We start from the raw sequence: 17,312 nt of genomic DNA on the forward strand, positions 1-17,312 counted from the left end.
GGGAACCCGCAGCGTGGCCGGGGCGCTCCTGGCCGGAGCGCCCGGCGCTGGCTGGTGTCAGCTCGCGGTGCTGGGGTGGGTGTAGAACGTCTTGGCCACGATCTGCCACTGCCCGTCGGCGTTGAGAAGGTGGAAGAAGTCGCTGAAGCGGAAGCCGTCAACGTCGTCGGAGTCGACGCGCGCACTGGCGACGTTGCCCACGATGTCCACCGTCACGACCGCCGAGCTCGGCGTCGACGGCTTGAAGTCGTTATCAATCCCGTCGAACAGATCGTCGTAGACGGGCACACGGATCACCGCAGAGTCGGCGGCGCTGAACATCACCGCGTCAGGGTGGAAGGCGGGGCGCATGAGCGACCCCTCGGCCTTCGCGCAGCCCTCGATGTACTTGGCCAGCGTCTCCAGCACCGCGTTGTACTCCTGGACGTACGTCGTGTCAGACATTTGCGCTCCTCGCACTCATCAGCCTTATGTAGCGGTCACTACAACTGATACTGTAGTGACCGTTACATAGAATCGTCAACTTTCTGGAGACGCAATGACGAGCACGAGTGCACGGGAGCCTGCGCGCGGTCGACGCCGCGGCTTCGATCGTCAGCAAGCACTCGAGACTGCGATGGACCTGTTCTGGGAGCACGGCTACGAGGCGACCTCAGTGAGCCAGCTCTGCGCCGCGATCGGGATCAACCCGCCGAGCCTGTACGCCGCCTTCGGCAGCAAGTCACAGCTGTTCCTCGACGTCGTCGAGTACTACGAACGCACTGTCTGGCAGCCGGTGTGGGACGCCTTCGAGGGCGGGTCGCGCATCGTGCCAGCGGTTCGCCAGTTTCTCGACGACACCGTTGAGGTCGTCTCCGCCCCGGGGGCTCACCTCGGATGTCTGGTCACCCTCTCTACAGTCAGCCTGAGAGAGCGAGACACCGATGTCGCCCGCGCACTTGCCGCCATCAGGGAAGACGGAGCGCGTCGCACCCAGGCCAGGCTCGACTTCGGCGTCCAAGACGGTCAGATCCCAGCCGGCACCGACACGCTTGCGCTCGCCCACGCCATCGGCATGGTCGTCGACGGTCTGGCGATCCGGGCGCACGACGGCGTGCCCCCTGACGTGCTGAGACGCCTGGTGGTCTCAATGATGCCGACGATCCCAAGAACCGCATAGGAGTCGACGGGATCGGTCGAGTGCCGACTGCCGATCGGCGGTCGAGCTCATTCGCTGCCCACCAATCGATGTAGGTCCAGCCATTGCCGCAGATCCCGCGCCGCTCATCGGTGTCGTACCGATCTATGTCGCGTTCCTCGCGATCATGGCCGCGGTCGGCATGCCAACGGCCCTGGTCGTTGACCTCGGCGCCGCCGATGCCACATCCGGCCGCTCGCGTTCTCACATCCCTAGCGATACGAGACGTCTCGTAGAGTCCTCACCTTTGCCGGACCAACTCCACTGAACGCCGAGGGCGACACCCTCGTCATCACGACACTCGACCGCCTCGGACGCTCGACGCAGAACATGCTCGCGTTCGCCGACGAGCTGCGCGCCAGAGGTGCAGGCCTGCGCGTGCCGAACCTGGGAGGTGGCGACGTCGACACCTCGACGCCGATGGGGTCGATGCTGTTCACGATCATGGCCGCGCTTGCCCAGATGGAGCACGAGATCAAGCGCGAACGCGTCACCGACTCCATCGCCAAGCGACGCGCGGCAGGCCAAGACCTCGGCGGTCGCCCACGCCGCATCACCGACAGTCAGGTCCGCAGCGCGCTCCGCCTGGTCGAGGGCGGCACGCCGGCCGCGCAGGTCGCACGCGACCTCGGCATGTCCTGGGCCACCTTCTACCGCCGCTCCAACGCGCTGAAGGCCGCCGACAGCTGATCAGGCGTCAACCAGCGCAAGCGGGCTGCGAGCTGGTGGCGAGGGCTCGCCGTGGAGGTGGGGCAGGAACGACTCGGCCGCGCTTGCCCATCCGAGCACGCGACGCGGGCGCGTGTTGATGCGGTCCGCGATCCCTTCGAGGTCGACCCGGGAGAACCGTCGCAGGTCGGCCCCCTTCGCGAGGTACTGCCGCAGGAGCCGATTCGTGTTCTCGTTGCTGCCGCGCTGCCAGGGCGAGCGCGGATCACAGAAGTACACCTCCAAGCCCAGATCTGCCGAAAGCTGCTGATGCTCGGCCATCTCCCGCCCGCGGTCCCACGTGAGCGTCTTCCGCAGCGCCGGAGGCAACAGGGCGAGGTCAGCAGCGATCGCCGAACGCACCGCCGCCTTGTAACCGTCCGGCAACGGGACGACCCGGACGTAGCGGGTCGAGCGTTCAACGAGCGTCGCGACGGCGGACGGGCGGGCTCCCATGACGAGGTCGCCCTCCCAGTGGCCGATCTCGGCGCGCTCGCTCACACAGACCGGTCGGTCGCGGATCGAGACCATGTTGCGCAGCACCCCACGGCCATGTGCGCGCTGCGGCACCCTCGCCCGCCGCACCGACCGTCCCGAACGCAGATGCTTCGCAGACCCCGCTCCCAGCTCGCGACGACCAGCGACGTAGATCGAGCGATAGATCGTCTCGTGCGAGATGCGCAGCAGCGGATCGTGCGGATGCGCGCGCCGCAACCAGTGTGCGATCTGCTCCGGCGACCAGTCCAACGTCAACCGTTCCCGCACGATCCGCAACAGCTCCGGCCGCGACTCGAGGCGCGATGCCTTCGGCCGCCTGGCCCGCTCCCACGCAGCTCGATCCGCCGACGTCGCACGGTACGCGGCGCGTCCACCGTTGCGGGCGATCTCCCTCGAGACCGTTGACGGAGCGCACCCGACCAAACCGGCGATTGCCCTGCTCGACCATCCAGCCGCGATCCCACGCGCACCTCCCGTTCGATTCTTCAGGGGTGGTGCGTTGACCGGTTGAGACCGCCATCGTTTCTGGCGCGATCGCGTTTCGCGGCCTGGAGCGGTTGTCGCTAACGTTCGCCAGAATCCCCTTACGGCAAGGGCTTTCGGTGCGTGATGACGTCCTCTCACGTCACCGCTGGCAGGTGAAGCCCACCGAGGCGGAGGTGCCTTCGCGGGGACGCAATCGCCGCGTGTCGCGGGCTGGATCTCGCGCTCTTCGGGGACTGAGAATGTGCCCCCCGACCGCGTGAGTTTGACCCTCACGCGACGTGAGGATTCAGACTTTCTCACATGACTGATTACTTCAATGCATTCGAGATGAGCCCCGTTCCCGATGGCCCGGACGCAGTCGCGCCGGATCCGTTCCTCGGTATTTACGCGATGCCGATGTTCGTGAAGATCCCAACGAGGGACCTTCACGCGTCCACAGATTTCTGGGTCCGCGGACTGGGGTTCATCGACTTGTTCAGCGTTCCCGGGCAGATCGTGCATCTGCGACGTTGGGCGTTCCAGGACGTCCTGCTCGTTCCCGCGGACGACGATGCGGCCCCGTCAGCGGCGTCGACGGTTCAGGTGTTCGTCTCATGCGTACTCGGTCAACTCGAATCCGTGGCCGACGCATGTCGAGCCCTGTCACCGGATTCGGTGAGTGGGCCGTACGACACGGCGTGGAGAACGCGCGACATCGGTGTCATCACTCCGGAGGGGACGCACGTCACGTTCACTGCGGCGACGCCGTTCACTCCCGACAGCGACGTGGGGCGCGATTTCGCGTCCGTTGGGATCTTCGCGCCGGGAGACTCCGAAGAAGGAGCACAATGACAGGGATGGTTGACAACGAGATCGATGAGGATGCGACGGTCGGCGTCGCCGCCGACCTCCTCGGCCTGACCGTGCGCACTCTCCACCACTGGGACGAGATCGGTCTCGCATCGCCGTCCCGCCGCACGCCCGCCGGCTACCGCCTCTACACCTGGGATGACCTCGAGCGCCTTAGCCGGGTCGTGGCGTATCGCGGGGCCGGCCTGACGCTCGACGCGATTCGTGATGTGCTCGATGATGCGACCGCGGAGATCGGAGATACGCTGCGCGAGCAGCGGGCGCAGCTGGCCGAACGGATTCACGATCTGCAGCAGCTCGACGAACGACTCGAGCGCATGACTGACGCGCACGAGCGCGGCATCCTGATGAGTGACGACGAGCAGCGTGAGGTCTTCGGCGAAGATTGGGACCCGCAGCGATCGCGCGCGGCCCGCTTCGTGTGGGGAGGGTCGAGGCAGTGGGCGCAATTTGCGGAGCGCTCCGCGTCCCGGTCGCAAAGCCAATGGCGGGCACTCTCCAAGGCCATGTCTGCTCTCCAGCGCGACTTCGCCGATGCTGTGAGCCGAGGCGTCGAGCCGGGGAGCGAGGAGGCGGATGAACTCGCCGAGCGCCACCGGGAGCTGTTCTCGAACTTCTTCCCACTGACGCGACAGATGCAGGTGTGCCTGGGCCGGATGTTCGAGACCGACCCAGGATTCTCGTCGTACTACAACGGGATCGGAGACGGGCTCGCCACGTGGTTCCGCCAGAGCATCGACGAGTCCGCGCGCCACCACGGCATCGATCCGGATACCGCGACCTGGGAGTAGCTAGTCTGTGTCCTGGATCTTTCCGCGCTACATCCTGACTCGGCGCAGCTCGGGCTCCTTGGCGCTGCGGCCGTCGCCGGACGAAGTGCGGCGGATACGCCGGCCGACCCACGGTGCGAGATGCTGCCGGACCCAGGCTGCCTCTTCATTGACCGCCTGGCGCAGCGGGCGAGCCGGCCGTGCGACCGGCACCTGGCCGGCTTCGGGCGTAGGGCGCCCCTCGAGCACGGCCAGTGCCTGTTGCGCGACGATCTCATGGCCCTCGGCGGAAAGATGCAGGCGGTCCTCAGACCACCGGCTCAGGTCATGTAGCGGCTTCAGGCCCCAGCTATCCAGGACGAATGCGCCTCGTCTCTGGGCTATCGTCCAGATATTCGCGTTGAAGATCCCGACCCGGCCCCGGATCGCGCGCAGCAGCGGAGTCATCCGGGTATCGAAGCCGGTAGCGAGCAGAACCGTTGCGCCGGACTCCTGCAACCGGACGACGGCGTCATCCAGTTTCGCCGCAAGAGCGTCCGGGTCAGCGCCAGGCCGAATGCAGTCATTGCCGCCGCCGACCAGGGACACCAGATCCGGCTTCAGTTCGAGCGCGCGCGGCACCTGCTCGGCAATGATCGCGTCGAGCAGCCGACCGCGGATGGCGAGGTTGGCGTAGGTCAGGTCGGGGGAGCCCGTCGTGCTCGTGGTCAGCAGTTCGGCCAGCCTGTCGGCCCAGCCGCGATACCTGTCCGGCGCGCCGTCGGGAGCGGGGTCATTCATCCCTTCGGAGAATGAGTCCCCGAGCGCGCAGTAGCTGGTGTACGTCATTGTCCTGCTTCCTTCATCGCCGTGCTGAAACGCAGCTCAACCTCGCTGACGTTTATGTCGCCCGGCGTGGACCCGGCAGCGGCTGCCCGGCGGGTCATTCCCTGGACGACTTCGTTCATAGGGGCTGGGACGCCGTACAACCGGGCCAGGTAGACGATCTCGCCATTGAGAAAGTCGGTTTCGACCGAGCCGGTGTTTCGAGCCAGGGACTGCCAGGACGATCCACCCATGCCCGTCGGCTCTCCGGGGACAGGTTGCACGTCGAATGCGCCATTTCGCAGGGCAGCTTCCTCCTCGGATGGTGCGGTACGGACGCCGGACGCCTGATATACCAGCCTGGCCTCGTCCTGAACCTGCTCGACCAAGTGGGTGTACGAGGCGCCATCTGTGCCCAGCAGGGCCTGCAGGCCGTTAGCCAGGTTCGACATCAGCTTCGAGTACTTGAAGTTCATCACGTCGGGCCGCAGATGCACGGTGAAACTGCTTGCCGTCCAGTCGTGGGCGAGCCGGTCCAGCACCTTGCGATCATCGACGTCCGCCGCGGGCGATGCGCCGGGCCGGCCGCCATCCGTAGCCTGAGCGGGATACCTGCCGATAAAGAACGTGCCACTTCCTGGCGCAATCCGTACAAGGACCTCACCGGCCGACAGGTGTACGGCGGGCAGCCAGACACAGACCGCGAAAACCCGGCGGAAGTACCGAAGCGCCATCCGTTCGCTGGCGACGCCGTTCAGTGCCGTGAAAATTGGCAGCCGTTCGCCAGCTGTGCCGACGACCTTCCCGTTGCCGTCATTCGAATACACCGGACGGTCCACCCATTGCCGCAGGGCCGCCTCGGCTTGCTGGGTCTTCGTGGTCAGCACCAGGACGTCGCCAATCGCAAGTTGGAGCTCCTCCGGCCCGCTGACGACAGTGGGGCTCACCCGGGTGGTGTCCTGCGGGGAGCGAAGCGTCAGGCCGGATCCGGCGAGCGCCTTTCCGTGTTTGCCGCGAGCGACCAGCACGACCTGGCTCCCATGCACGTGCTGATACTGATGGAGCCGGCCTCCTATCGTGCCGCCGATTGCGCCTGCGCCAATGAAGATGTACCGGGTCATGGTCCTAGCCTGCCACGGCAGGATGACAACCGGCACCCGGTATCCGCAGACGCCAGGATGAACCGGGTCGGCCGAAAGGATGATATTCCCTCCCGACCGCCGATTTGATAGCGAAGTTCGGGCGATTAAATGCCAGTCTGGAGATACACAAGAGATAAGGACTATCAAAATGACTGAACTAGTTCGTCCTCGGCAGGGCCGCCTGATCGGCGGGGTATGCCTCGGAATTGCCAACCGTTTCAACATGCGACCGACCATCGTCCGGCTCATCTTCGTCCTGTCGTGTCTGATTCCCGGACCACAGTTCCTGATCTACCTGGCGCTCTGGGGTTTGGTCCCGAGTGACAAGCCCCGCAAGCGCTGACCCGTCCGGCCAAGCGTGTGCGCTCTCGCCGGCATGTCGTTATCCTCGGCTGATCTGCGGATGATCGCGACATGCCTGCGGCGCACCGGGGTTTTCCGGTTCGCCCTGGCCGGCGTGCCAAGATCGTAGGGAGCAGAATTCTTCACGATCGAAACGGATGAGAGTGGCGCTTGTGACTTCACTGGGACGGCCAATTGCGATAACCGGCGGCTATGTGGTTCCGATAGCCGACGACAAGGGACAGCCGGCTGCCCCGGTAGCCGGCGCTACCGTGCTGTTGCGGGACGGAAAGATTGACGCGGTTGGCGTGGATCTGCAGATCCCGGACGATGCCGAGGTTGTTGACGCTACCGGACAGTGGGTGCTTCCCGGACTTCTGGAATCGCATGGCCACGTAGGTATCGACGAAGAAGCCGAAGGCTGGGCAGGCGACGATACCAATGAAATGACGGACCCCAATGGCGCCCGTCTGCGGGCCATCGACGCTGTCAACCCCGCCGATGAGGGGTTCCGCGATGCTCTGCGCGGCGGCATCACGACCGTCGTCGTCAAGCCGGGTTCGGGTAATCCGATCGGTGGCCAGACCGTTGCCCTGAAAGTCTGGGGACGCATCGTCGACGAAATGCTGCTCAGGGCCGAGGTGTCCGTCAAGAGCGCACTCGGCGAGAACCCGAAGCGGGTCTACGGCGACAAGAAGCAGTTGCCCTCGACGCGGCAAGGCGTAGCCGCCGTGATTCGCGACGCCTTCCGGGACGCCGAGGACTATCGCGGGCGACGCGACGAAGCGCAGCGTGAGGGCAAGCATTTCGACCGTGACGGAACGCTGGAGGTGCTCGCTAAGGTGCTGGACGGTGACCTGGCCTGGGACCAGCACACACACCGTGCCGACGACATCGCCACCGCAATTCGGCTCTCGGAAGAGTTCGGCTATAAGCTGGTCGTGAACCACGGAACGGAAGGACATCTGATCGCAGATGTCCTCGCCACAAAGAACATCCCGGTCATCATAGGGCCGCTTTTCACCAGCCGATCCAAGGTCGAACTGCGCAACCGGCACCTTCGAAACCCGGGCTTGCTGGCCAGGGCGGGCGTGAAAATCGCAATAACCACCGACCATCCCGTTGTGCCAATCGACTTCCTGATCTACCAGGCCGCGATCGCGGTCAAGGAGGGGCTCGACCGGGACGAGGCATTGCGGGCGCTGACTATAAACCCCGCCCAGATGCTGGGTCTGTCCGATCGAGTGGGCTCCCTGGTACCTGGACGTGACGCCGATGTCGTGCTGTGGAGCGGTGACCCGCTCGACGTCACGCAGCGGGTGCGGGCCGTGTTCGTAGAGGGCCGGCAGGTTTATCAGTGGGATGTTGAAAGTAACTCGGGGTCCGTTGCGGATCCGTACGACGTCAGGGAGTAAGACGCTGTGAGCTCGGGAATTGGCGGCCAGGACAAACATGTCCCGGACGATCAATGGCCAACGTCCGGACCGAGCCCGCTGATCAGCACCACCGGTGTTCCCACGGCGCGACAGTACCGGCAGTCGAGGCGTGCCGAGCAGATCGCCCGGCGGGCCGTGAAGCGGATCATCTCGGACAATTCGCCTGCCACCCAGCCGATCCCGATCGTCGAACGGCTTCGCGGCACGCCCTACAGCAAGCCGTACGAAATGTCGGCGCCCCCGGACGCCGAGGCGCGGCGGATTCTCGATTTCGCGCTGAGCGTGGGTGAGACGATGCTGCGTTCCGGCGCGGGCACCGCGGACGTCGAGGTGAGCGTGATCGCCGTCGCTGCCGCCTGTGGCTTGAAAGATGTTGACGTCGACCTCACCTATCAGACAGTGATGGTGCACTACACGACTTTCGACGGTCGGCCGCTGACCGTGCTCGGCGTGAACCGCTCCGAGTCGATCAGCTTTGCCCGGCTCTCCGCCGTGCACCAGTTGGTGTCCGACCTGGCCAACGGCCGGCTGGAGCGCGAGGACGCTATCGCGCGGATGGACGCGATCAAGACGCAGCCCAAACCGTTCAATCGTTGGCTGGTCTCGCTGTCCTGGGCCGTGCTGTCCGGTGCCCTCGTTGTGCTCCTTGGCGGCGGCTGGCTCGGCGCCCTGGTGGGGACGTTCATGACGTTCAGCATGGACCGGCTGGGCCGTCGGCTTGCCCGGACCGGGATGCCGTACATGTTCAACGTGCTCATCGTTGCGCTGCTGACCACCACGGTGGCCATGCTGCTTGCCCGGGTCGGCCTGCCGATCGGGCCGCAATACGTCATCGCCGCGGGTCTCGTCCCACTGCTGCCAACCATGAGCCTGTTCAGCGCGGCGCAGGATGCCATCACTAACTTTCCGTTGACGGCGGCCGGACGGATGATCAACGTGCTGATGGCGATGGCGGCAATCGTGTCCGGCATAGGTATGGGCACCCTGATCGGACGGTCGGTCGGGCTCAACGAGATCGATGTCCTGGTCAGCGGACTCTCACCGCTCGCCGCGTCGATTCTCGGCGTGCTGATGGCGTTCATCGTTGCCGGCACCGGATCGATCGCGCATCAGAGCCGAAGGCGTCTCGTGCTGCCGAGCGCCGCCGTCGGAAGCGTCGGCTTCATCGTCATGCTCGTGATGCAACAGTTCGGCTTCGGCCCGATCCTGGTTCCAGCCGTGGCAGCCGCAGTGGTCTCGATACTGGCCAGCGTGATAGCGCTGCGGCTAGGCGCGCCACCCGTGACCGTGATCATCCCGGGCATTTTTCCCTTGTTGCCGGGACTGTCGATCTTCGGCGCCGCCTACCAGTTGGTGCAGCCGGAGGAGGCGGTCAGCCTTGCGACATCGCTCTCGAGCCTCTTCGCCGCGTTGGGCGCTACCGCCGCGCTCGCGGTCGGTGCCGTGTTCGGCAATTTCATTGCGTCGCCGCTAAGGACTCGCCGGAAGACGCCAGGAAACGGGGGCAACCCCCTGGTCGGCTAGCAGCTGGTTCGCGCGGCTGAACGGTTTCGAGCCGAAGAACCCACGGGATGCCGACAGTGGACTGGGATGCGCCGAGCACAGACAGGACGTGTCGCCGAGCGCCGGCTGGAGGGACTGGGCATCGCGTCCCCACAGGATTGCGACCAGCGGCTGGTCGCGGCCGACAAGCGCGGCGATGGCGGCATCCGTGATCTGTTCCCAGCCCTTGCGCCGGTGCGACGCGGCCTCGCCTGGACGGACCGTGAGTACCCGGTTGAGCAGCAGGACCCCCTGGTCCGCCCATCCGGTCAGGTCGCCGTGCGGCACCGGCGGAATGCCCAGGTCATCGCTCAGCTCACGATAGATGTTGGTCAGGCTGCGAGGTATCGGCCGCACGGCCTTATCGACCGAGAATGACAGACCAACGGCGTGGCCCGGAGTGGGGTAGGGATCCTGGCCGACGATCAGCACCTTGACCTCGGCAAGTGGTCGCTTGAAAGCCCGCAGGACGTTGTCGCCGCTCGGCAGGTAGCTGCGGCCGGCCGCGACTTCCTGACGCAGGAAGTCGCCCATCCGGTGGATCTGTTCCTCGACAGGGGCAAGCGCCTCGGCCCAACCCGGATCGATCAACTCCACGAGCGGGCTGGGGGGCGAGTTCAGTGTCTGGTCGGTGTTTACGGCATCCACGACAGCCCACTCTAGTCGGCGAGCGTTGGTTGGCGAGCGTTGGTTCGTGAGCGCTAGTGGTCCGTCTGTGAATTAATCCGGTGGAGGGGCCTTTCCAGTAGTCTTCGCTGCCGCTCGAAGCTAGGGTGTCGGGCATGGCCATTGCACGCTTTCCCGGTGTCATCATCGATTGCCCGGACCCGACAGCACTCGCGGAGTTCTATGGCTCGCTCCTCGACTGGGGAGTCACGGTCGACGAGGGCTGGGCCGAGATCCGCCCCGTCGATGGCAGCGACTGCATCTCATTCCAGCAGGTCGAGGGATACCGAGCGCCCCAGTGGCCCGACCAGAATGTGCCGCAACAGATGCACCTTGATCTGATCGTGGATGACCTCGATGAGGGCGAGGAGACGGCGATCCGGCTCGGCGCCAGCACGGCGTCCACCGTGCCCGACAAGTCCTTCCGGGTTCTCCTCGACCCAGCGGGACATCCCTTCTGTCTCTGCGTGGACTGAGCTGAGCGCCATGATCGTGGACCCTGGGTACCACACGCGTCTGCTGACGCCGGAAAAGTGGGACGACTTCGCAGCCTTGGTCGAGGCGAACAATGGCGTGTGGGGCGGCTGCTGGTGCATGGGCTTCCATCCCGAGGGATTCGGCAAGGCTCCCACACCGGAGGGCAATCGTGCCGCGAAGCAAGCCCACACCACCGCCGGCACCGTTCACCAGGTCTTGGTCTACTCAGGAGACGAGTGCGTCGGCTGGTGCCAGTTCGGCACTGCCGCCGAGTTGCCGAACATCAAGAACCGGAAGGCGTACGAGCGGGAGTTCGAGGTGGCCCCGACATGGCGGATCGGATGCATCTTCACGGGGAGCATGCATCGGGGGCAGGGCATTGCGCGCGCACGCGGGAACGCCGACCCCAAGCCGTTCATCTGGAAAGTCACCGCCCAAGACATCATCACCAAAGTCCAACGAGGCCGCGCAACCCTCCGAGCGGCGAGCGTTGGTTGCCGAACTCTAGTCGGCGAGCGCTAGTCGGCGAGCGCTAGTTGCCGAGTGCGGACGGGATGCCAAGTAACTCTCCTCGTGCGTCCTCCATTCGGATCCGGATCGCCTCGACGACCGCCCTCACCGCCTCCCTGCGCATCGACTCGGGCCGGCCGACCAGCCAGAACGCCAGTCTGGCGGCGACCTCGCCCGGCATCACCCGGACCAGGTCGTCATGCCGATCGGCCATGAAGCACGGCAGCAGGCCGATGCCAGCACCCGCCCGGGTGGCCTCAACGTGTACGAAGACGTTCGTAGAGGTCAGGGGAGAAGGGCCGGCCGGAATCGACTTCCGCGAGGAGTCGAGGTCATCCACGTGCAACATCGAGTCGATATAGAAGACCAGCGGGTGGCTGGCCAGTTCGGCCTGCGTGGTCGGGATGCCGCGGTTTGCCGCGTACTCGCGGGAGACGTAGAGACCTAGCACGTAATCGCCGAGATGCAGGGTCTCGGCGCGGTGCACCTGCGGCTTGCCGACCACTATTTCGATGTCGAGGCCTGATCGGTGCTGCAGCACCCTTCGCGTTGCGGTGATGATCTCGACGTTGAGCAGCGGGTGGGTGCGCTGCACTTCGGCGACGGCGGGGGCGACGATGTAGGCGCTCAGGCCATCGGTGCTGGACAACCGCACCAGCCCGCGAAGTTCACTGGTGCCGGCCGGGTGCGGCCCGAGGCCGTTCAACGCCGTCTCGACCTGCTCCGCGGCCAGGAATGCCTCGTGTCCGAGATCGGTGAGTTCCCAGGAACCAGAGGACCGGGCGAGTAAACGGCCGCCAAGCTGTGACTCGAGAACCGAGAGCCTTCGGGAGATGGTGGTGTGGTTGATTCCGAGAGACTCAGCGGCCCGGGTGAACCGGCCAAATCTGGCCACCGCCAGCAGAATCAGCAGGTCATCTGCACTCGGCGCTCCGGTGCGAGGGGTGGGCACGCTCATATCTGCAGTTTTGCACATCGCAACTGCAAACCTAAAGGTTTACCGGGGTCATATCTGCGTGTATCTTCAAAGACAAAGCACGGCGGGTGGGCTGGGTCACATCTCTGCAGGCTCAAGGTGGCGACAGCGCACCGGAAATACACCTCATCAAGCAAGGGAGCTTGTCCTCATGGCAACAATCGCATGGCTCGGCCTCGGACACATGGGAGGTCCCATGACCGCGAATCTGGTGAAAGCCGGACATACCGTGCGGGGGTTCGACCTCGTTCCTGCCGCGGTGGACGCGGCCGCGGCGAACGGCGTGACGCCGGCGGCCTCGGCAGCCGAGGCGGTCGCCGACGCGGATGTCGTGTTCACGATGCTGCCGAAGGGCGAGCACGCCCTGGCCGCGTACACGGGCTCAAATGGCGTGTTCGCCACTGCCCGTCCCGACGCGTTGTTGATTGACAGCTCGACCATCGACATCGATTCCTGCCGCACGTTGCATGATCAGGCGGAGGCCAAGGGCTTCCGCTTCGTCGACGCGCCGGTTTCGGGCGGCATCAGCGGCGCGAAGGCCGGAACGTTGACCTTTATGGTCGGCGGCGCGGTCGGCGACGTCGAGTCCGCCCGGGAGTTCATCGAACCGATGGCGGGGAACGTCATCCCAACGGGCGCCGCGACCACGGGGCAGGCCGCGAAGATCTGCAACAACCTCATGCTCTTCATCAACCTGGCGTCGACCTGCGAAGGCGCGGTATTGGCCGACCGGCTCGGCCTGGATCCCAAGGTCTTCTGGGACATCGCCTCGGTCTCCTCGGGTGACAGCTGGGCATTGCGCACCTGGTACCCGATTCCGGGCATCGTTGAGACCGCTGCATCGAACAATGATTTCGCGCCAACGTTCACCACTGACCTGGCGAACAAGGACATCGGCCTCGCGATTGCGGCGGCCAAGTCCACCGGCACGCCGTTGCAGATCGGGGAGCATGTGCAGAAGCTGCTGCAGCAGGTCGCGGACGCCGGTTTTGGCGGCAAAGACTGCACGATGATCGTGAAGCTGGTCGACGAATCGCTGGGAGACGGATCATGAGCACAGCCAACGCCAACTCCGGTGCCAAGGCTCCTTCCGGACTGAAGAAGGTCGTCGCCGCATCGATGGCCGGGACGGTCGTGGAGTGGTACGAGTTCTTCCTCTACGGAACAGCTGCCACCCTGATTTTCCCGCAGTTGTTCTTTCCGGAACAGGATGAACTGACCGGCATCATCTCCTCGTTTGCCACCTATGCCGTCGGCTTCGTCGCCCGGCCGATCGGCGGAATCGTCTTCGGTCACTTCGGCGACAAGTTCGGTCGAAAGCGGCTATTGCAGTTCAGCCTGTTGCTGGTCGGTTCGGCGACGTTCCTGATGGGCTGCCTGCCAGGCTTCGACCAGATCGGGCACTGGGCGGCAGCCATGCTGGTTACGCTGCGCTTCATTCAGGGCTTTGCCGTCGGTGGCGAGTGGGGCGGCGCCGTTCTGCTGGTCGCCGAACACAGCCCGAATAACCGTCGTGGCTTCTGGGCAAGCTGGCCGCAGGCCGGAGTCCCGGGCGGAAATCTGCTGGCAACCATCGTGCTGCTGGTGCTCTCGACCACGCTCTCCGAGGATGACTTCCTCGGCTGGGGTTGGCGAGTCGCCTTCTGGCTTTCCGCGCTGATCGTGATCATCGGTTACTACATCCGGACGAAGATCTCCGATGCGCCGATCTTCCTCGAGGCGCAGAAGCTGGTGGAGAAGAACAAGGCAGTTTCCTACGGCGTTGTCGAGGTGTTCAAGCGTTACCCACGTGGCGTCTTCACCGCTATGGGCCTGCGCTTCGCCGAGAACGTCATGTACTACATGGTGGTGACCTTCTCGATCACCTACCTCAAGACACAGGTGAACGAGGACACCAGCCGGATCCTGCTGCTGATGCTGGTTGCACACGCCATCCACTTCTGCATTGTCCCGTGGTTCGGTCACCTGACCGACGTCTTCGGCCGCCGGCCGGTGTACGCGGTCGGAGCGGTTCTCACCGCAACCTGGGGATTCATGGCGTTCCCGATGATGGACACCGGCAACGATCTGGTGATCCTGCTGGCAATCGTGATCGGCCTGGTCTTCCACGGTCTGATGTACGCCGGACAGCCTGCCATCATGGCCGAGATGTTCCCGACCCGGATGCGTTACTCGGGAGTTTCGCTCGGCTACCAGGTAACCGCGATCGTCGCCGGGTCGCTGGCTCCGATCATCGCGACCAAGCTGCTCGAGGCGACCGGTTCTTCGGTGCCGATCGCGGTCTACCTGCTGATCGCTGCCGCGATCACTCTGGTTGCCGTGTACTTCGCCCGGGAAACCAAGGGAGCTTCTTTGCAGGATGTGGACGAAGCTGATAGGAAGATGCTCGCGGACGAGCTTGCCGTTTCCGAGGCAGAATTGCGCGCCGCCAGCAAAAACACGGAGGAATGACTTTAATGACTGAGCACAACCCGACGCCCAAAAAGATGTTGATTGGCGGGGAATGGGTTGAGGCCCTCGGTGGGGAACGATTCGACATCGTCACTCCGATCGATCGCAACCAGGTGATCGGAAGCGCCCCGCGAGCGCGGGAAGCGGATGCCGACCGTGCCGTCGCGGCGGCGCGGGCGGCGTTCCCAGCCTGGGCGGCGTTGCACTTTACCGAACGCCAGAAGATGCTGCTCAAGATTGCCGACGCATTGGAAGCAGATGCAGAGAACCTTGCCCAGCTGACAGCTCTTGATACCGGCAACGCGCTGCGCACCCAGGCTCGCCCCGAGTGCAAGGTGCTTGTGGACCTGTTCCGCTACTTCGGCGGTATTGCCGGTGAGGTCAAAGGCACGACCCTGCCCGCCGGTGACAACCAGCTGAACTACACCCGGCGTCAGCCGCTGGGTGTAGTGGCGGGCATCCTGCCCTGGAACTCGCCGCTGATGATCGCCGGATTCAAGACGCCGGCGGCGCTCGCTGCCGGGAACACGATGATCCTGAAGGCGGCCGAGGATGCGCCGCTGACGGTTATCCGGATGGTGGAGATCTGCGAGCAGTTCCTGCCGGCCGGCGTGCTGAACCTCGTGACCGGTTACGGTCAGGAAATCGGCGAGGCTCTTGTGCAGCATCAGGGAGTCGACAAGGTCTCGTTCACCGGGTCGACCCTGGTGGGCAGGCATGTCGCCTCGGTGGCCGGCGCACGGTTGGCGCACTCGTCGATGGAGCTTGGTGGCAAATCGCCGTCCATCGTGTTCCCCGACTCCTGCACCGACGACGTGGTCGACCAGGTGCTGCTCGCGACCCGCTTTGCCCGTCAGGGCCAGAGCTGCACCTCGGGTTCACGGCTGTTCCTGCACAAGGACATCTACGAGGATTTCGTCAATCGGCTGGTCAAGAAGGTTTCGGCGCTCAAGGTCGGCGACCCCCGCGATGAGGCCACCGACATCGGAGCGGTGATCAACAAGAAGCAGTACGACCGGATTGCCGACTACATTGCAGAGGGCAAGGCGGAGGCCGGGGTCGAAATCGCATACGACGGCGCAGAGTCGTTGGATGTCGGCGAGCCGGGATTCTTCCATGCGCCAGTGATTCTGTCGCGAGTGAAGAATGACTGGCGGATCGCCCAGGAGGAGATCTTTGGCCCGGTGCTCTCGGTGATTCCGTGGGAGACCGAAGACGAGGTTGTGGAAATGGCCAACGATTCGCACTACGGGCTTGCGGCGTTTGTTTTCTCCAAGAACATCGACGCAGCACTGAAGACCGCGCATCGCATCGACTCGGGCTGGGTGCAGGTCAACCAGGGCGGAGGCCAGGTCGTCGGCCAGGCCTACGGCGGATTCAAGACTTCCGGTATCGGTCGCGAAGTGTCGCTGGAAGGGATGCTCGAGGGCTTCACCCAAATCAAGCAGATCAACGTCAAGCTCGGGTAGGTCGCCCCGGCTCGGGCGAGGCTCAGACGGCTCGGCAGCATAAAGGCGGCGAGGGGTTTCCCTTCGCCGCCTTAGTGCGGGTTTGCGTCGATATTGGACACTGCCGCGGCCACCTGGCGCAGGTGGTTGGACATGGCGTCCCTGGCCTGCTGGGCGGAGCCGGATTCAATGGCTCTCACAATTTCCGCGTGCTCAACATCCGAGGCGTGCTGCCGGGCCTGGGTGATGTTCAGGAATTCTGATTGGATATCCAGGGCCTGTCGAGTGGATGTCACGACCGAGATGAAGACTGGATTCCGGCTGGCAACGGCGATCGCGACGTGCAATTCGCCGTCGAGCTTCACCCAGGTGTGCAGATCCTGCGCGTCGTCGAGCTCGGACAGGATCCGGTGCAGATTGGCCAATTGCTCGGACGTGCGCCGCTCGGCTGCGTATCCGGCTGTGGGCACCTCAATGTGGGGCCGGGCTTCGATCAGATCCTGGGCGCTGAAGTCGCCGAAGACAAGTTGCGAACTTCGGGTCTTGGCGAGCAGGAAGGTTCCGCTTCCGGTGCGGGTCTCGGTGAGCCCCAGTGTGGCGCAGGCGTGCAGTGCCTCGCGGACCACGGACCGGCTGACGCCGAACTCGCGGGCTAGGGCCAGCTCGGCTGGTAGTCGGTCGCCTACCGCATATCGCTCACTTTGGATCATGGCGGTCAGTGCCCGGAAAACGGCTTCCGTGGCACTAATACGCTCAATGCCAAACTTGGACGGGTCGGCAGTCGCTGTCATTCTCTCAGTATTGAAGTACCGGGATCGACAGTCAATTTGGTGCCCCGCACCGTCCGAGGCCGCGTGCTTGTGTTCTGGACCACATTCACCTTAAGCTACGAAACGGATAATCTGTCTGACAGCTCGACAGCTCGACAGCTCGAGGTAAGCGAACGAATGTTTCCGAAGTTTTTCTTAAGAAGGGCACCTGGATGACCGAGAACAATGACGTTCTGCAAGCTAAGAGCTCGCAGTCTCAA

General features: G+C 64.5%; 18 protein-coding genes and 1 pseudogene. 12 read left to right on the forward strand and 7 right to left on the reverse strand.

Annotated elements, in window-relative coordinates:
* Window positions 1-57: 57 nt before the first annotated feature.
* Window positions 58-444, reverse strand: coding sequence for a nuclear transport factor 2 family protein (locus LWF01_RS02070; protein WP_349639380.1), 387 nt, complete (start codon window positions 442-444; stop codon window positions 58-60).
* Between the two features lie 94 nt (window positions 445-538).
* On the opposite strand from LWF01_RS02070, the gene LWF01_RS02075 reads away from it, so the two are divergent.
* Together LWF01_RS02075 and LWF01_RS02080 are read left to right on the forward strand one after the other, a co-directional pair.
* Window positions 539-1,159 (forward strand): TetR/AcrR family transcriptional regulator, encoded by a 621-nt coding sequence (locus LWF01_RS02075; RefSeq protein ID WP_349639381.1) that lies wholly within the window; start codon window positions 539-541, stop codon window positions 1,157-1,159.
* Between the two features lie 291 nt (window positions 1,160-1,450).
* Window positions 1,451-1,867, forward strand: a pseudogene (locus LWF01_RS02080) (recombinase family protein); the annotation flags it as partial.
* Here the strand turns inward: LWF01_RS02080 and LWF01_RS02085 are convergent.
* On the reverse strand, window positions 1,868-3,169 hold the full coding sequence (locus LWF01_RS02085) for an IS30 family transposase (RefSeq protein WP_349639382.1): 1,302 nt from the start codon (window positions 3,167-3,169) through the stop codon (window positions 1,868-1,870).
* Between LWF01_RS02085 and LWF01_RS02090 the strand changes: the two genes are divergently transcribed.
* Window positions 3,170-3,700: a VOC family protein gene (locus tag LWF01_RS02090; protein ID WP_349639383.1), complete on the forward strand. Its 531-nt coding sequence runs from the start codon at window positions 3,170-3,172 to the stop codon at window positions 3,698-3,700.
* 5 nt (window positions 3,701-3,705) lie between these two features.
* On the forward strand, window positions 3,706-4,509 hold the full coding sequence (locus LWF01_RS02095) for a MerR family transcriptional regulator (RefSeq protein ID WP_349639384.1): 804 nt from the start codon (window positions 3,706-3,708) through the stop codon (window positions 4,507-4,509).
* Window positions 4,510-4,536: 27 nt separating this feature from the next.
* Here the strand turns inward: LWF01_RS02095 and LWF01_RS02100 are convergent, their stop codons facing one another.
* Complete coding sequence (locus LWF01_RS02100; protein ID WP_349639385.1) at window positions 4,537-5,316, reverse strand: SGNH/GDSL hydrolase family protein; 780 nt, start codon at window positions 5,314-5,316, stop codon at window positions 4,537-4,539.
* Window positions 5,313-6,413, reverse strand: coding sequence for a ketopantoate reductase family protein (locus tag LWF01_RS02105; RefSeq protein WP_349639386.1), 1,101 nt, complete (start codon window positions 6,411-6,413; stop codon window positions 5,313-5,315). The genes LWF01_RS02100 and LWF01_RS02105 overlap by 4 nt, the downstream gene beginning before the upstream one ends.
* A 169-nt stretch (window positions 6,414-6,582) precedes the next feature.
* Here LWF01_RS02105 and LWF01_RS02110 point away from each other — a divergent pair, with 169 nt between their 5' ends.
* The 3 genes from LWF01_RS02110 to LWF01_RS02120 all read left to right on the forward strand — a co-directional run bounded on the left by LWF01_RS02110 (window position 6,583) and on the right by LWF01_RS02120 (window position 9,736).
* Entirely contained in the window at window positions 6,583-6,777 is a 195-nt protein-coding gene (locus LWF01_RS02110; RefSeq protein WP_349639387.1) for a PspC domain-containing protein, read from the forward strand.
* Between the two features lie 172 nt (window positions 6,778-6,949).
* Window positions 6,950-8,191: an amidohydrolase gene (locus LWF01_RS02115; RefSeq protein WP_432761981.1), complete on the forward strand. Its 1,242-nt coding sequence runs from the start codon at window positions 6,950-6,952 to the stop codon at window positions 8,189-8,191.
* A gap of 6 nt (window positions 8,192-8,197) precedes the next feature.
* Entirely contained in the window at window positions 8,198-9,736 is a 1,539-nt protein-coding gene (locus LWF01_RS02120; protein ID WP_349639389.1) for a threonine/serine exporter family protein, read from the forward strand.
* On the opposite strand, the gene LWF01_RS02125 is transcribed toward LWF01_RS02120, so the two are convergent.
* The gene (locus LWF01_RS02125) at window positions 9,683-10,402 is read right to left on the reverse strand and encodes a uracil-DNA glycosylase (protein ID WP_349639390.1); all 720 of its coding nucleotides are present in this window, start codon (window positions 10,400-10,402) and stop codon (window positions 9,683-9,685) included. The genes LWF01_RS02120 and LWF01_RS02125 overlap by 54 nt on opposite strands.
* Before the next feature lie 134 nt (window positions 10,403-10,536).
* Between LWF01_RS02125 and LWF01_RS02130 the strand changes: the two genes are divergently transcribed.
* Window positions 10,537-10,896, forward strand: a complete 360-nt coding sequence (locus LWF01_RS02130; protein ID WP_349639391.1) for a VOC family protein — start codon at window positions 10,537-10,539, stop codon at window positions 10,894-10,896.
* 10 nt (window positions 10,897-10,906) lie between these two features.
* Window positions 10,907-11,419 (forward strand): hypothetical protein, encoded by a 513-nt coding sequence (locus LWF01_RS02135; RefSeq protein ID WP_349639392.1) that lies wholly within the window; start codon window positions 10,907-10,909, stop codon window positions 11,417-11,419.
* 10 nt (window positions 11,420-11,429) lie between these two features.
* Here LWF01_RS02135 and LWF01_RS02140 read toward each other — a convergent pair whose 3' ends face one another.
* Entirely contained in the window at window positions 11,430-12,365 is a 936-nt protein-coding gene (locus tag LWF01_RS02140; protein WP_349639393.1) for a LysR family transcriptional regulator, read from the reverse strand.
* 169 nt (window positions 12,366-12,534) lie between these two features.
* On the opposite strand from LWF01_RS02140, the gene mmsB reads away from it, so the two are divergent.
* Genes mmsB through LWF01_RS02155 form a run of 3 tightly spaced genes read left to right on the forward strand, consistent with a single transcriptional unit; the run spans window position 12,535 to window position 16,303 of the window.
* Window positions 12,535-13,437: a 3-hydroxyisobutyrate dehydrogenase gene (mmsB, locus tag LWF01_RS02145; protein ID WP_349639394.1), complete on the forward strand. Its 903-nt coding sequence runs from the start codon at window positions 12,535-12,537 to the stop codon at window positions 13,435-13,437.
* Entirely contained in the window at window positions 13,434-14,834 is a 1,401-nt protein-coding gene (locus LWF01_RS02150) for an MFS transporter (RefSeq protein WP_349639395.1), read from the forward strand. The genes mmsB and LWF01_RS02150 overlap by 4 nt, the downstream gene beginning before the upstream one ends.
* 5 nt (window positions 14,835-14,839) lie before the next feature.
* Entirely contained in the window at window positions 14,840-16,303 is a 1,464-nt protein-coding gene (locus LWF01_RS02155) for an aldehyde dehydrogenase family protein (RefSeq protein WP_349639396.1), read from the forward strand.
* A gap of 71 nt (window positions 16,304-16,374) precedes the next feature.
* Here the strand turns inward: LWF01_RS02155 and LWF01_RS02160 are convergent, their stop codons facing one another.
* Window positions 16,375-17,073, reverse strand: a complete 699-nt coding sequence (locus tag LWF01_RS02160) for a FadR/GntR family transcriptional regulator (protein WP_349639397.1) — start codon at window positions 17,071-17,073, stop codon at window positions 16,375-16,377.
* Between the last annotated feature and the right edge of the window lie 239 nt (window positions 17,074-17,312).

Origin of the sequence: Saxibacter everestensis (assembly GCF_025787225.1) — a bacterium.
GTDB classification, from domain to species: Bacteria; Actinomycetota; Actinomycetes; order Actinomycetales; family Brevibacteriaceae; genus Saxibacter; species Saxibacter everestensis.

What these genes read in the sequence shown, in the direction of transcription:
- LWF01_RS02070 (WP_349639380.1), bottom strand. Translation starts at nt 444, where the DNA reads ATGTCTGACACGACGTACGTCCAGGAGTACAACGCGGTGCTGGAGACG.
- LWF01_RS02075 (WP_349639381.1), top strand. Translation starts at nt 539, where the DNA reads ATGACGAGCACGAGTGCACGGGAGCCTGCGCGCGGTCGACGCCGCGGC.
- LWF01_RS02090 (WP_349639383.1), top strand. Translation starts at nt 3,170, where the DNA reads ATGACTGATTACTTCAATGCATTCGAGATGAGCCCCGTTCCCGATGGC.
- LWF01_RS02095 (WP_349639384.1), top strand. Translation starts at nt 3,706, where the DNA reads ATGGTTGACAACGAGATCGATGAGGATGCGACGGTCGGCGTCGCCGCC.
- LWF01_RS02100 (WP_349639385.1), bottom strand. Translation starts at nt 5,316, where the DNA reads ATGACGTACACCAGCTACTGCGCGCTCGGGGACTCATTCTCCGAAGGG.
- LWF01_RS02105 (WP_349639386.1), bottom strand. Translation starts at nt 6,413, where the DNA reads ATGACCCGGTACATCTTCATTGGCGCAGGCGCAATCGGCGGCACGATA.
- LWF01_RS02110 (WP_349639387.1), top strand. Translation starts at nt 6,583, where the DNA reads ATGACTGAACTAGTTCGTCCTCGGCAGGGCCGCCTGATCGGCGGGGTA.
- LWF01_RS02130 (WP_349639391.1), top strand. Translation starts at nt 10,537, where the DNA reads ATGGCCATTGCACGCTTTCCCGGTGTCATCATCGATTGCCCGGACCCG.
- LWF01_RS02135 (WP_349639392.1), top strand. Translation starts at nt 10,907, where the DNA reads ATGATCGTGGACCCTGGGTACCACACGCGTCTGCTGACGCCGGAAAAG.
- LWF01_RS02140 (WP_349639393.1), bottom strand. Translation starts at nt 12,365, where the DNA reads ATGAGCGTGCCCACCCCTCGCACCGGAGCGCCGAGTGCAGATGACCTG.
- mmsB (WP_349639394.1), top strand. Translation starts at nt 12,535, where the DNA reads ATGGCAACAATCGCATGGCTCGGCCTCGGACACATGGGAGGTCCCATG.
- LWF01_RS02150 (WP_349639395.1), top strand. Translation starts at nt 13,434, where the DNA reads ATGAGCACAGCCAACGCCAACTCCGGTGCCAAGGCTCCTTCCGGACTG.
- LWF01_RS02155 (WP_349639396.1), top strand. Translation starts at nt 14,840, where the DNA reads ATGACTGAGCACAACCCGACGCCCAAAAAGATGTTGATTGGCGGGGAA.
- LWF01_RS02160 (WP_349639397.1), bottom strand. Translation starts at nt 17,073, where the DNA reads ATGACAGCGACTGCCGACCCGTCCAAGTTTGGCATTGAGCGTATTAGT.